Annotated in this window: 12 protein-coding genes; 9 read left to right on the top strand and 3 right to left on the bottom strand. The window is 61.5% G+C overall.

Annotated features, from left to right (window positions below; genetic code table 11):
• Positions 1–48: 48 nt before the first annotated feature.
• The gene (locus tag KHO30_RS26835) at positions 49–528 is read right to left on the bottom strand and encodes a hypothetical protein (protein WP_244864145.1); all 480 of its coding nucleotides are present in this window, start codon (positions 526–528) and stop codon (positions 49–51) included.
• 241 nt (positions 529–769) lie between these two features.
• Here KHO30_RS26835 and tauA point away from each other — a divergent pair, with 241 nt between their 5' ends.
• From tauA to KHO30_RS26850, 3 genes are read left to right on the top strand one after another with little or no spacing between them, the layout of a single operon-like run.
• Positions 770–1,792: a taurine ABC transporter substrate-binding protein gene (gene tauA / locus KHO30_RS26840; protein ID WP_200651359.1), complete on the top strand. Its 1,023-nt coding sequence runs from the start codon at positions 770–772 to the stop codon at positions 1,790–1,792.
• A gap of 42 nt (positions 1,793–1,834) precedes the next feature.
• The gene (locus KHO30_RS26845; protein WP_093645630.1) at positions 1,835–2,647 is read left to right on the top strand and encodes a taurine ABC transporter ATP-binding protein; all 813 of its coding nucleotides are present in this window, start codon (positions 1,835–1,837) and stop codon (positions 2,645–2,647) included.
• A complete protein-coding gene (locus KHO30_RS26850; RefSeq protein WP_211702863.1) occupies positions 2,644–3,513 on the top strand; it encodes an ABC transporter permease subunit in 870 nt (289 codons plus the stop codon). The genes KHO30_RS26845 and KHO30_RS26850 overlap by 4 nt, the downstream gene beginning before the upstream one ends.
• Before the next feature lie 30 nt (positions 3,514–3,543).
• On the opposite strand, the gene KHO30_RS26855 is transcribed toward KHO30_RS26850, so the two are convergent.
• Positions 3,544–4,227: a histidinol-phosphatase gene (locus tag KHO30_RS26855; protein WP_093645625.1), complete on the bottom strand. Its 684-nt coding sequence runs from the start codon at positions 4,225–4,227 to the stop codon at positions 3,544–3,546.
• Between the two features lie 225 nt (positions 4,228–4,452).
• On the opposite strand from KHO30_RS26855, the gene KHO30_RS26860 reads away from it, so the two are divergent.
• A complete protein-coding gene (locus KHO30_RS26860; RefSeq protein ID WP_211702864.1) occupies positions 4,453–6,120 on the top strand; it encodes a Na/Pi cotransporter family protein in 1,668 nt (555 codons plus the stop codon).
• 80 nt (positions 6,121–6,200) lie between these two features.
• Here the strand turns inward: KHO30_RS26860 and KHO30_RS26865 are convergent, their stop codons facing one another.
• On the bottom strand, positions 6,201–6,971 hold the full coding sequence (locus KHO30_RS26865; RefSeq protein WP_093645621.1) for a DeoR/GlpR family DNA-binding transcription regulator: 771 nt from the start codon (positions 6,969–6,971) through the stop codon (positions 6,201–6,203).
• A gap of 547 nt (positions 6,972–7,518) precedes the next feature.
• Here KHO30_RS26865 and ugpQ point away from each other — a divergent pair.
• The 5 genes from ugpQ (at position 7,519) to KHO30_RS26890 (ending at position 12,520) form a co-directional block, all read left to right on the top strand.
• Positions 7,519–8,304, top strand: a complete 786-nt coding sequence (gene ugpQ, locus KHO30_RS26870) for a glycerophosphodiester phosphodiesterase (RefSeq protein ID WP_211702865.1) — start codon at positions 7,519–7,521, stop codon at positions 8,302–8,304.
• 116 nt (positions 8,305–8,420) lie between these two features.
• Positions 8,421–9,533, top strand: coding sequence for an ABC transporter substrate-binding protein (locus KHO30_RS26875; RefSeq protein ID WP_093645616.1), 1,113 nt, complete (start codon positions 8,421–8,423; stop codon positions 9,531–9,533).
• A 157-nt stretch (positions 9,534–9,690) separates the two neighbouring features.
• On the top strand, positions 9,691–10,629 hold the full coding sequence (locus KHO30_RS26880; RefSeq protein WP_093645614.1) for an ABC transporter permease: 939 nt from the start codon (positions 9,691–9,693) through the stop codon (positions 10,627–10,629).
• Positions 10,626–11,417, top strand: coding sequence for an ABC transporter permease (locus KHO30_RS26885; RefSeq protein WP_093645611.1), 792 nt, complete (start codon positions 10,626–10,628; stop codon positions 11,415–11,417). Before KHO30_RS26880 ends, KHO30_RS26885 begins: the two co-directional genes overlap by 4 nt.
• A 32-nt stretch (positions 11,418–11,449) precedes the next feature.
• On the top strand, positions 11,450–12,520 hold the full coding sequence (locus tag KHO30_RS26890) for an ABC transporter ATP-binding protein (protein ID WP_054035689.1): 1,071 nt from the start codon (positions 11,450–11,452) through the stop codon (positions 12,518–12,520).
• Positions 12,521–12,935 lie beyond the last annotated feature (415 nt).

Genomic DNA, 12,935 nt, shown 5'->3' on the forward strand with positions numbered 1-12,935 from the left:
TCTCCGTGCGACTAGGATGAAAATTATAGATCAGAGCGCCGAATTTAGTTAGGTAAGCGAATAATGAGATGCGGAAAAGGAGACTGCGACGACAACGGTTATGAGCAGCGAAAACCACATCAACCAACCATCACGCTCCTGTTCTCCCGCGTGACGCGCTGGGCGAGCCGCTGCATCGGCCGCACCCAGGCACACTAGTATTGACGCTGCGACGATAAAGAGCACGTGCCAGAGAAGTGCGGCCAACATGAGCGCTAACCTGCTGCGCGTCGGCGCTTCGCTCAACGCACCTCCAATCTCGTAGCATGCGCTGGCACACATCGAAATGACAACCCAGAAAAGCTGGCCATCCTGAATGGATCGCCGCGTAATACCTTTCGCCGCGTGCCGGTAGTAGCGCGAAAAGTTCAACAGAGGAAGCAATGCAATCGGCGCAAAAACAGGTACGCCGATATTGAAAAACAACCAGCTCAAGCGGCTAAGAAAATCGACCATAGGAATGCGAATTGAAGGCAATTCGCTGATCATGCCGTTGCCGCGGAAGCACGACAATCCGCCGAACGGCCAGCTTGCGCAAAGGCATCCCAATCCGTAACCCTTCGCTAGAACCCATCTACTGGCCACCGCAGCAGTCGCGCCGATCCAACTCAGCGTGAAAAGCAATGCTCGAACAGCGTCATTAGCAATCGCGGATTAATTGGAACCGTCCGCGGACAAACTCCCTATAGTCGAAAGCCTCCCAGACAACACACACTAAAGGGGTTTCTCGATGAACCGCTTGCTTCGTCCGCTCGCCGCGTTCGCTACGCTGCTCGCACTGTCCGCGCCGCTTTCTTCCATTGCACACGCCGACACCAAAGAAGTCGTGATCGCGTATCAGGACATGGTCGTGCCTTGGCGTTATGCGCAGGCCACGGGCGAAGTCGAGAAAGCCACCGGCTACAAGGTCACCTATCGCAAGCTCGGCAGCGGCGCCGACGTGATCCGCGCGCTGGCTTCGGGCTCGGTACAACTCGGCGAAGCGGGGTCGAGTCCGATTGCCGCCGGACTGTCGCAGGGCGTCGATATTTCGCTGTTCTGGATTCTCGACAACATCAACGACGCCGAAGCGCTGGTCGCGCGAGACGGTTCCAATGTCACCAGTGTCGCCGGCCTGAAGGGGAAGAAGATTGGCGTGCCGTTCGTGTCGACTTCGCACTTTCATACGCTGGTTGCACTGCAGAGCGCCGGCGTGAATCCGTCGGATGTGAAGATCGTTAATCTGCGTCCGCCTGAAGTCGCAGCGGCGTGGGAGCGCGGCGACATCGACGCGACTTACATCTGGGACCCGGTGCTGGCGAAGGTGAAGAAGAACGGCAAGGTGTTGATCACGTCCGGGCAGGTCGCGCAGCAAACCGGCAAGGCGACGTTCGACGGCTTCGTCGTCGATCGCAAGTTCGCGAGCCAGAACGCCGAGTTCGTCGCGCGCTTCGTGAAGGTGCTGGCCGCGACCGATGCGAGCTATCGCGATCACACGTCGGCATGGACCGCGACGTCGCCGCAGGTCGAGGCGGTTGCGAAGGAGTCCGGCGCCACCGCGCAGGAAGTGCCGGCGAGCCTCGCACTGTATGCATTCCCGACGCCGGCTCAGCAGGCCTCGAATGCATGGCTTGGCGGCGGTGCACAATCCGGCGCGGCTAAATCGCTCGCCGCAACCGCTGCATTCCTGAAGACGCAAGGCACGATTCAGAACGTGCTGGCCGATTACTCGACCGGCGTCGATCCGCAGTTCGTACAGCGTGCGGCGCATTAACTTTTTAAACGTGCTGACCCATCAGCATCATGGAGCATGGCGATGAGCGGTCTTGAGATACGGCGGCTGCACGTCGCCTACGAAGGCGCACGTGGCGCGGCGCCGCACATCGCGCTCGCTGACGTCGATCTGCACATCGAACCGGGTGAGTTCGTCGTTGCGCTGGGTGCGTCCGGTTGCGGCAAGACGACTTTGCTGAACTGCATCGCCGGTTTCATTCAGCCGACCGAAGGCGAGGTGCGTCTGAACGGCGAACCCGTGCTTGGACCGGGCGCGGATCGCGGTGTCGTGTTTCAGAAATACGCGCTGATGCCCTGGCTCGACGTACTCGACAATGTCGCGCTCGGCCTGCGTTTTCAGCGCGTGCCGAAGGCGCAGCGCGAGCGTGTCGCGCTGGAGATGCTGGCGCTGGTTGGGCTTGAGAAGCATGCGCGCTCGCGGGTCTACGCGCTTTCGGGCGGCATGCAGCAGCGCGTGGGTATTGCACGCGCGCTGGCAAGCGATCCGCAAGTGCTGCTGATGGACGAACCGATGGGCGCGCTCGACGCGATGACGCGCGAGTCGATGCAGGAACTCGTGCTCGACGTTTGGGGCCGCACACGCAAGACGGTGTTCTTCATTACGCATAGCGTGGAGGAGGCGCTGTTTCTGGCGACACGCCTCGTTGTGATGACACCGGGACCCGGGCGCATCGCCGAGAGCTACGACCTGCCATTCGCGCAGCGTTTTCTCGAGACACGCGACGCGCGTGCGGTGAAGTCGTCGCCGGATTTCATCGAGTGGCGCGAACGGCTGGTGCGCCGTCTGCACGAACGGGGTGAGCGCAACCAGGACCAGGAAGAGGTGCTGTCGTGACGGTCTCACGTGAATCGTTGGGCACCGTGCCCCTGACCCAGACAAGCGAGCCGCCGCGGCGTAAAACACGGGCGGTACGTGGCTGGCGTTTGCCGGGCGAAGGCCCGACTGCGGCGTTGAGCGCGGTCTCGGTCACGACGCTCGCGGCGCTATGGTGGCTTGCCACGCATCTGCACTGGCTGCCGCCACTCTTCCTGCCGACGCCCGAGTCGGTTTGGGGCGCATTTCTGGACGCCTGGCACGGCCGTATTCAAGGCGGCTTGCCACTCTCGGAGCATCTCGCATGGAGTGCGCTGCGCGTGTTCGGTGCGTTCGCGCTGGCGGCGGTCACGGCGGTGCCGGTCGGAATCCTGATGGGCGTAAGCCGGGTTGCACGTGGCTTGCTCGATCCGCCTCTTGAGTTCTACCGACCGTTGCCGCCGCTTGCGTATTTGCCGCTGGTGGTGATCTGGTTCGGCATCGACGAGACCGCGAAGATCGTCGTGATCTATCTCGCCTGCTTTGCACCGATTGCAATGGCGGCGCGTGCCGGTGTGCGCAGCGCGACCATCGAGCAGATTCATGCGGCGTATTCGCTGGGTGGCCGCTTCGGGCAGATCGTGCAACATGTGGTTCTGCCCGCAGCGTTGCCCGAGATTCTGACCGGCTTGCGGATTGCCATCGGCTTTGGCTGGACCACCCTGGTTGCCGCCGAGATGGTCGCTGCCACTGCCGGATTGGGTCAGATGGTGCTCAATGCGTCGAGCTTTCTGCGTACCGATGTGGTGGTGATGGGCATCGTGCTGATCGGACTGATCGCGTGGCTGTTCGATCTCGGCATGCGTGCTTTGGAGCGGCGGCTGGTGCCGTGGAAGGGCCGTGTGTAGCCGCCGCCCGCGCCGAGAGTCCGCGCAGTCTCAAGCAAACAGCTCAATCACCGGCCAGCCGCGTTCCGTGGCAATGGCGCGCAGGCGCGGGTCGGGATTGGTCGCGACCGGATGCGTGACGAGCTCGAGCAAAGGCACATCGTTGATCGAATCGCTATAGAACCAGCTCTGCGGAAAATCCTGCAGACGATGACCGAGCGAAGCCAGCCAGCTCTCGGTGCGCGTGATTTTGCCTTCACGGAAGGTCGGCACGCCGACGGCGGTTCCGGTAAAGCGCGCCAAAGGATCGCCGCCTTCGGTGCCGAGATCGATCCCCAGCAGATGTTCGAAGCCGAGTGCCTTGCCGATCGGTTTCGTAATGAACACGTTGGTGGCGGTGACGATGCAGCACAGGTCGCCCGCTTCAATATGACGTTGCACGAGTTCCCGTGCAGCCGGCAGGATCGCCGGCGCAATCACATCCCTCATGAACTGCGCATGCCACGCGTCGAGCTGTTCGCGCGAGTGGCGAGCGAGGGGCGCCAATGTGTAGTTCAGATAGGCGGCCATATCGAGCGTGCCGGCCACATACTGCCGGTAGTAATCGTCGATTTCTTCCGCGTGCTGCGCAGCGCCTTCTATGCCCAGTCCGGCGATGAAATGGGCCCACGCCTGATCGCTATCGAGCGGCAGCAGCGTATGGTCCAGGTCGAACAGCGCAAGGTTGCGGCTCATCCAGAGTCCTTGTGATGAAGTGGGCAAACGAAGTGATCGAGTGAATTGCGGTCCGGACGACGAGCCGGTACACAGCAATCCACGGTTCGGCACGAGCGTATATTTAAAAGCACAAAATTACAATAAGGCAAAAATGTGCAACACTACTGTCATAAACGCCCCGGGTGCCGGTTCACGCGGCATGCGGTTCGGGTCATGGCAGCAGGAACGGATGCGCAGTGCCTTATGTTGATTCTCCTTAACCTTCTGGCTGGTGTGGCGCTCCTCGTGTGGGGCTCGCACATCGTACGTACCGGCATCCTGCGCGTGCTCGGCGCCGATCTGCGCACTGTCCTCGGGCGCAGCACCAGTAGCCGCTGGCGCGCCTTCCTTTCTGGCGTTGGCGTCACAAGCCTCGTGCAAAGCAGCAATGCAACGGCGGTGATCGTCACTTCGTTCGCCGCGCAAGGTCTTCTGCCGCTCACCAGCGGCCTCGCAATCATGCTTGGTGCCGACGTCGGCACCGCACTGATGGCGCGGCTGCTGACTCTCGATCTGACATGGCTGTCGCCGATCCTGATTCTGTTCGGCGTGCCGCTCTTTCTGTCGCGCAAGCAAACCCGCCTCGGCCAGGTCGGGCGTACGCTGATCGGGCTTGGCTTGATCCTGCTGGCGCTGCACCTGATCGTTGAAGCCGCCCAGCCGATGATGCAAGGCGCCGGCGTACGCGTGATGTTCGGCGCGCTGACCGGCGACACCATGCTCGACGCGCTGGTCGGTGCGGCATTTGCCATGCTGTCTTATTCGAGTCTCGCGGCGGTCCTGCTGACAGCAACGCTTGCCTCGTCGGGCGTGATCTCGCTCAAGGTGGCGCTGTGTCTCGTGATCGGTGCGAATCTCGGCAGCGGCTTGCTGGCGCTGATGGGCACCCTCGCGCAGAACGCGGCGGCGCGGCGTCTGGCCCTGGGCAGTCTGGCGTTCAAGCTGGCCGGCGCGTTGCTGATCCTGCCGTTCGCGCCGCTGCTTGCACGCGGGCTGCCGGTGCTGATCGCGAATCCACGCGAAGCCGTGGTCGGCTTTCACGTGATCTACAACACGCTGCGTTGCTGCGCATGTCTTTCGCTGATCGATCCGGTGGCGCGTATCTGCACGCGGGTGTTGCCGAACCGGCCGCAGCCCAACGGCGAACTGCGGCCGCTGCATCTGGATGCCGCCGCGCTTTCCACGCCGACGCTCGCACTCGCGAACGCCGCACGCGAGGTGCTGCGCATTGGCGACATTGTGCGCACCATGCTCGATAACGTTGCGGGTCTGATCCATGAAAACAGCCTCGACAAGGCGCGTGAAACGGTCCGGATGGACGACGACGTCGACCAGCTCTACGCCGCGGTCAAAACCTATCTGACGCTGATCTCGCGCGAGCAACTCGACGAAGCCGATAGCCGCCGCTGGACCGACATCATCTCGTTGACGATTAACCTGGAGCATGCGGGCGACATCATCGAGCGGATCGTCGGCGATATCGAGGAAAAGAAGATCGCGCACCGGCTGTCGTTTTCGGAGGAGGGGCTGGGCGAACTGGACGACCTGCAGGCACGGCTCGTCAGCAATCTGCAGCTTGGCCTCTCGGTGTTTCTGAATAACGATCTGCGTTGCGCCGAGCGCTTGCTGGCGGAGAAAGAGCGCTTTCGGGATCTGGAGCGCGCGTATTCATACAAACATCTGGACAGACTCGCCGGACAAACCTTGCGCAGCATCGAGACCAGCGCGTTGCATCTGGATCTGATCAGCGACATGAAGCGGCTCAATTCGCTGTTCTGCTCGACGGCCTATCCGGTGCTCGAAGCTGCCGGCGCGCTGCGCGACACGCGCTTGCGCAAGCGCGTGCTCGACACGATGCATGTGAAGGAATAAGCGGCTTGCGCGGCGCGCTTGCAGCGCTCCATGAAGTGTTCCTTGAAGCGTTCGTGCAAAGCGCCGAACGCACCGGCGCCCTAAGCCAGAACGATCTCTTCCAGCTTCTTTTTCAGCGATGCAAAGTCGGCGGCTTCGGCCGCCTTTTTGTTGGTGACCAGCACATCGATCCGATCGACCGGACAGTACGAAATCCGGCTGCGTTGACCGATCTTGCTGTAGTCGGCGAGGATCACGACGCGGTCTGCGTTGGCGACCATGGCGCGCGCCACTTCGGTTTCAGCGTGATCGTAGTTGGTCGCGCCGTGCCGGTGATCGATGCCGACCGGCGAGAGCAGGGCCATGTCCGCACGATAGCGCTGGATGTCGAGCACAGTGGTCGCGCCGGTGGTCGCCATCGCCCGATCGCTGATCGAGCCGCCCAGCAGGATCACTTCGTTGGCCGTTTCCGTTTGATCCACGGCGCCACGCATTTTCAGTGCGACGTCGATGGAATTGGTGACGATCGTCAGGTTCGCCAGTTTGGCCAGTTCTTCAGCGAGCGCTGCGGTGGTCGTGCCCGCGTCGATGAAAAGTGTCTGGCCGCTCGCGATCAAACCGATGGCCGCCTTGGCAATCGCCGTTTTGGATTTGACGCGCGTGTGGGCGCGCTCGGCGATCGGCGCTTCGTCGGCGGGTTTGATCGCACCGCCATGCACGCGCCGCAATTCACCGAGCGCCTCCAGGTCGAGCAGATCGCGCCGCACCGTTTCGCGCGATACCCCGAGGTCCGCCATGATCCGTTCGGTCGACACGCGTTGAAGCGTGGACAGCAACGCGCGAATTCTCTGATGACGGTCTTCCTGCCACATGCATTATTCCTTGGATGCGAACGCGCGTTCACACAGCTTGTTTTAATAGTGTCATCGTGGACATGGATGTGTGTCCGGACAATGACAAGCGTACTACTTTAGTCGAATTGTGTTGTATTTTTTTGGCAGCTTGCAAGTTTGTGTATTTAACCTTAGCCTTCGCAGATCGAAGCGCGGCGCATATTTCGAACATCAAATGTTCGAAAAGGAATTGAAATGTCCGATTTCGAGCATTTCGCGGCGTTTTTTGGCAATTTGATAGACACATGTCGTCGCCATAATGGATCTTGGGATCTGCCGTCTGAACCGTTCGCTACTGTATACCTCGCTGCCGGGAAGCCGTACGGTTCGGCATCCTGACAATAAGATTGCGGCAGTGCGCGGCGTTGGCCGTGCAGCCAGCTATCGCAGCGTCGCCCATTGGCGCGATACTACGCGCGGGGCTCACGCGTAAAGGCTGCGTGGCGCAGGTGTGGCATGACGGCAGTGGCAGCTGGGAACGTGTCGAGGGCATATTTAACCCGCTCTATCTGGAAGGTAACGAGACGTGGGAAACGGGATTGATCGCACCTTATCCGCAGACTGGCCGTATCCGAGGCTGGTTGCGCATCGCTGCGGCGGCACGCTGGCGCCGGAGAACACGCTGGCCGGTTTCGACGCATGCGTGCGCTACGGCTACCGCATGGTCGAGTTCGACGCCAAACTCTCTGCTGACAACCAGCTCTTTCTGTTGCACGACGACACGCTGGAACGCACCACCAACGGTCATGGCGCCGCTGCCGATCACACATGGGACCAGTTGGCCGCGCTCGATGCCGGCGCCTGGTTCGGGCCGCAGTTCGTCGGCACGCATCTGCCGACGCTCGCCGAGGCCGCCGCGCGCTGTGCACAAGATGACATCGTCGCCAACATCGAAATCAAACCCTGCCCAGGGCGCGACGAGATCACCGGGCGCCTGGTCGCAAGCGGCGCGCTGACTTTGTGGCAAGGGCAAACGCCGCCACTGCTGTCATCGTTTTCGTTCGAGGCACTGGCTGCTGCGCGCGAGGCGGCACCCTCGCTGCGGCGCGGCATGTTGTTCGAAGAGGTGCCGGCTGACTGGCTGCGCATCGTGCGGGAACTGGACTGCGTGTCGCTGCATGCGAGCCACCGGTACCTGACCGAGCCGCTCGTCGCCGAGATCAAGGCGGCCGGACTGCGCGTGCTGGCCTACACGGTAAACGATCCCGAGCGCGCGCAGTTGCTGGCGCAATGGGGCGTCGACATGATTTGTACAGATCGCATCGATAGACTGGAGCACGACATGTTTTCGGCGCCGGTGAATCCAGACTGAGCCGGACCGAGCATGGCGCGGGTGCGCGAGTGCGAGCTTGCACAGGTGTGCGCCCATAGAGCTAGAAATTAGAAATTTTCCAAACGTAGCAATTTCGGCAGAGGATGGGGATAACTATGAAGCGCACCGCGTTAGCTCGTTTACTTTCGATGTCGGCCGCTGCGGGTGTCGCCGCAGCCGGCGTGAGCAGCGCCTCGGCCGCGCCGCTCGACGCACTGGTCGCAGCCGCCAAGCAGGAAGGCCAACTCACCGTGATCGCGTTGCCGCACGACTGGTGCAACTACGGTGCACTGGTGGCCGGCTTTCAGAAGAAATACGGCATCAAGATCAACGAGCTGAATCCGGATGCGGGTTCGGGCGACGAAGTCGAAGCCATCAAGGCGAACAAGGGCAATAAGGGTCCGCAAGCGCCTGACGTGATCGACGTGGGTCTGTCGTTCGGTCCGACCGCGAAGGCCGAGGGTTTGCTGCAGCCGTACAAGGTCGCTTCGTGGAACTCGATTCCCAAAGAGTCGAAAGACGCCGATGGCTATTGGTATGGCGATTACTACGGCGTGCTGTCGTTTGAAGTGAACGCCGACATGATCGACAAGGCGCCGTCCGACTGGAGCGATCTGCTCAAGTCAGACTATAAGAACGCCGTCTCGCTGGCCGGCGACCCGCGCACGGCCAATCAGGCGATCCAGGCCGTGTTCGCAGCAGGTCTGTCGCAAAGCAAGGGCGACGTAAGCAAGGCCGACAAGGCCGGCCTCAAGTATTTCGCGGACCTGAACAAGAACGGCAACTTCGTGCCGGTGATCGGCAAGGCCGCATCGCTCGCGCAAGGCACCACGCCGATCGTCGTGCGTTGGGACTACAACGCGCTGGCTGACCGCGACACGCTGAAGGGCAATCCGAAAGTGCAGGTGGTGATTCCGAAGACCGGCGTGGTCGCGGGTGTGTACGTTCAGGCGATCAGCGCCTACGCACCGCATCCGAACGCCGCCAAGCTGTGGATGGAATACCTGTACTCCGACGAAGGCCAGATCGGCTGGCTGACCGGCTATTGCCACCCGATGCGCTACAACGAATTGGTGGCAGCGAAGAAGGTCCCGCAAGCGCTGCTCGACAAGCTGCCGCCGCCGTCGTCGTACAAGAACGTGGTGTTCCCGACGCTGTCCCAACAGGACGCCTACAAGGACACTATCACGAAGCACTGGGACGAAACGGTCGGCGCGAACGTCAAGTAATCGCCGCGGCGCACGCGGTTGCGGCGGCAGTGGGGCGGCGATCTATCGCATGCCGCGCACGCCGCCGCCTCTAACCGCAACGCGCAGTTTCAAAGATAGCGTGCCGCTCCATGAGCGCGGCGCGCCACGCGTTAGCCAGATTGCCTAAGGGTGAGCTATGAGCGCTTCATCGGATGCTGGATCGGTGCAGCCGGAATTGCTGGTTCCGCCTGTGCCCACGCCAACGCCTCGCGTCAACGGTCCGGGCCGCGCGTCGCAGTTTCTCGCCTGGATCGGCGTGGTGCCGTTTTTCACCTTCGCACTGCTGTTCCTGATTCTGCCGACCGGCTTTCTGATGGTTGGCGCATTTCAGGATCCGCAAGGCCACTTCACGCTCGGCAACTTTCGCGACCTGCTCCAGCCCACGGTGCTGGACGCCTACTGGATCAGCTTCAAGGTGAGCGCCGCTTCCGCGCTCGGCGGCGCGTTGATCGGCTCGCTGCTCGCGTGGGCGGCGGTGCAAGGCAAATTGCCAGGCTGGATTCGTCCTACGTTGATGACGTTCTCCGGTGTCGCCTCGAATTTTGCCGGCGTGCCGCTCGCGTTCGCCTTCATCTGTACGCTGGGGCGCGTCGGTCTCGTGACCGTATTGCTGAAGAAGTACCTCGGCTTCAATCTGTACTCGACGGGCTTCAGCGTTCTGAGCTTCTCGGGATTGACGCTGACTTACCTGTACTTCCAGATTCCTTTGATGGTGCTGATCGTCACGCCCGCGCTCGACGGCCTGAAGCGCGAGTGGCGCGAAGCCTGTGACTGCCTCGGCGGCACGGCCTTCCAATACTGGCGCCACGTGGCGTTGCCGGTGTTGTGGCCGAGCGTGCTTGGCGCGACGCTGCTGCTGTTCGCCAATTCGTTCGGCGCGGTCGCCACGGCTTACGCACTGACCGGCAGTTCGCTGAACATCGTCACGATCCTGCTGTACGCGCAGATTCGCGGCGACGTGATGCACAATCAGAACCTCGGCTACGCGCTCGCGCTCGGCATGGTGCTCGTGACGGGCTTGTCGAATGGCGGCTACATCTGGCTGCGTTCACGCGCTGAAAGGGGCCGTCGATGAAAAGCCAGTCGCGTGTGGGTGCATGGACCGCGATGATCGTCGGTTCGCTGTACTTTCTGATTCCGTTACTCGCCACTTTCGAATTCAGCCTGCGCATGAAGCGCGGCGTGTACAGCTTCGAGGCGTATAGCGTCGTGCTGAGCGATCCGCGCTTTCAGGCCTCGTTCGGTTATTCGATCCTGATGGCGGTGCTGACGATCATTGTCGGCGTATTGCTGGTGGTGCCGACTGCGTACTACGTGCAGTTGCGGCTGCCGAAACTGCGGCCGGTCGTCGAATTCATCACGCTGTTGCCGCTGGTGGTGCCGGCGATCGTGATCGTGTTCGGTTATCTGCGCATCTACAACAGCAGTTCGATTCTGCCGCTCACGGCCAACGAGCGCGCGACCGACCTGTTGCTGGTGTTCGGTTACGTGACGCTCTCGCTGCCGTATATGTATCGCGCGGTCGACGCCGGTTTGCGCGCGGTCGATGTGCGCTCGCTCACCGAGGCCGCCGAATGCCTCGGGGCGAACTGGCCGACGATTCTGTTCAAGGTGATCTTCCCGAATATCCGCTCGGGCATTCTGTCCGGCGCGTTTCTCACCTTTGCGGTGGTGATCGGCGAGTTCACGCTGGCAAGTCTGCTCGACCGCCCCGCGTTCGGCCCGTATCTGCAATTGATCGGCGCGAACCGCGCGTATGAACCGTCGGCGCTTGCGATCATCGCGTTTGTGATTACATGGGCGTCGATGGGTTTGATTCAGGTATTCGGCTCGGCACGCGCGCTTAGCGGCCAGAAAATTTGACGGACTAATTTGACCGACTAAGGCAGCGAATCATGGCATTCCTTGAGATCGAAAATCTGCATAAGTCCTTCGGGGCGAACACGGCGCTGCATCACTTCGACATGAAGATCGAGCGCGGCGAATTCATCACGTTTCTTGGGCCGTCCGGCTGTGGCAAGACCACGGTGCTGCGCATGATCGCCGGCTTCGAAACGCCGACGCGCGGCATCATCCGGCTGGATAACAAGGACGTGACGCACCTGCGTACCCGGCAGCGCAAGGTCGGCATGGTGTTCCAGTCGTATGCGCTGTTTCCGAACATGACGGTGGCCGATAACATCGGCTTCGGTTTGAAGATCACGCACCGTCCGCAGGCGGAGATCAAGAAGCGCGTCGAGGAGATGCTGCAACTGATCAAGCTGCCGCATCTCGGTGAACGCTATCCGTGGCAATTGTCGGGTGGCCAGCAGCAGCGCGTGGCGCTGGCGCGCGCGCTTGCCGGCAAGCCGCAGGTGCTGTTACTCGACGAACCGCTATCGGCACTCGACGCGAAGATCCGCATTTCCTTGCGGCAAGACATCCGTGCGTTGCAGCGCGAGTTGGGCATCACGTCGATTTTCGTCACGCACGATCAGGAAGAGGCGCTGTCCATTTCCGACCGCATCGTGGTGATGAACGAGGGGCGCGTCGAACAGATCGGCTCGCCCTCGGAGATCTACAACTATCCGCGCACGCGCTTTGTCGCGTCGTTCGTCGGCACGCTGAACATTCTGGCGGGGCATGTGATCGACCCGAAAACCGGCAAGATGGCCGTCGACGGTCAGGAGCTGACCACCACGCAAGAATTGCCGGCAGACGACGCGGGCAAAAAGCGCATGCTCGCCCTGCGCCCCGAAGCGATTGTGCTGGAACCGGCCGCGCCGGGTCGCAATACGCTGAACGCGACTGTCGAAGAAGTGAATTTCCTCGGCGCGGTGGTGCGCATCAGAACGCGCGTGAAAGACGCGGTGATTTCACTCGACGTGTTCAACGACCCGAATCGCGGCTTGCCCGAACGGGGTCAACCGGTATCGCTGGGTTTCTCGCACGAGAACTTGCTGGTGCTGGAAGAGGGTGGTGCATAGAAGCCGAACAGCCGTGTCTGAGGTGGGCGAAAACCCCGCGTACAGACCAGGTGGTTTCGGCTGAAACAGGCGAAAGCCGCAGCCCCAAAGGCTCTCCGGGTTTTCCCGGACTCGCGGCCCGTACGGATTCCGGATTCCCCGACACCCCTCGTCCGGATTTCCGGAATCCCGGACGGCGGGTGCTGTAACACGCCAAAAAACCTATAAAAATCAAAGCGATTCGCTTTGCATCAAGCTGGCATCGACCTTGCAATTTAGAAACCGCGGCCGCAACGGTCCGACAACTAAAGCAAGGAGACAACGATGTCTGATTTCCCCTCCCGGTATTTCTGAATTCGTCGTCTTGTCGCGGCCTAATGCCGTGCACAGGCGTGACGACTATTCGTTCGCATGATGCGCAGCGTGGCAGGCCTTG

This window comes from Paraburkholderia aspalathi, assembly GCF_905220735.1.
Classification (GTDB): domain Bacteria; phylum Pseudomonadota; class Gammaproteobacteria; order Burkholderiales; family Burkholderiaceae; genus Paraburkholderia; species Paraburkholderia aspalathi.

Excerpts from the sequence above, each read along its gene's own strand:
- KHO30_RS26835 (WP_244864145.1), bottom strand. The coding sequence starts at position 528 with ATGATCAGCGAATTGCCTTCAATTCGCATTCCTATGGTCGATTTTCTT.
- tauA (WP_200651359.1), top strand. The coding sequence starts at position 770 with ATGAACCGCTTGCTTCGTCCGCTCGCCGCGTTCGCTACGCTGCTCGCA.
- KHO30_RS26845 (WP_093645630.1), top strand. The coding sequence starts at position 1,835 with ATGAGCGGTCTTGAGATACGGCGGCTGCACGTCGCCTACGAAGGCGCA.
- KHO30_RS26855 (WP_093645625.1), bottom strand. The coding sequence starts at position 4,227 with ATGAGCCGCAACCTTGCGCTGTTCGACCTGGACCATACGCTGCTGCCG.
- KHO30_RS26860 (WP_211702864.1), top strand. The coding sequence starts at position 4,453 with ATGTTGATTCTCCTTAACCTTCTGGCTGGTGTGGCGCTCCTCGTGTGG.
- KHO30_RS26865 (WP_093645621.1), bottom strand. The coding sequence starts at position 6,971 with ATGTGGCAGGAAGACCGTCATCAGAGAATTCGCGCGTTGCTGTCCACG.
- KHO30_RS26875 (WP_093645616.1), top strand. The coding sequence starts at position 8,421 with ATGAAGCGCACCGCGTTAGCTCGTTTACTTTCGATGTCGGCCGCTGCG.
- KHO30_RS26880 (WP_093645614.1), top strand. The coding sequence starts at position 9,691 with ATGAGCGCTTCATCGGATGCTGGATCGGTGCAGCCGGAATTGCTGGTT.
- KHO30_RS26885 (WP_093645611.1), top strand. The coding sequence starts at position 10,626 with ATGAAAAGCCAGTCGCGTGTGGGTGCATGGACCGCGATGATCGTCGGT.
- KHO30_RS26890 (WP_054035689.1), top strand. The coding sequence starts at position 11,450 with ATGGCATTCCTTGAGATCGAAAATCTGCATAAGTCCTTCGGGGCGAAC.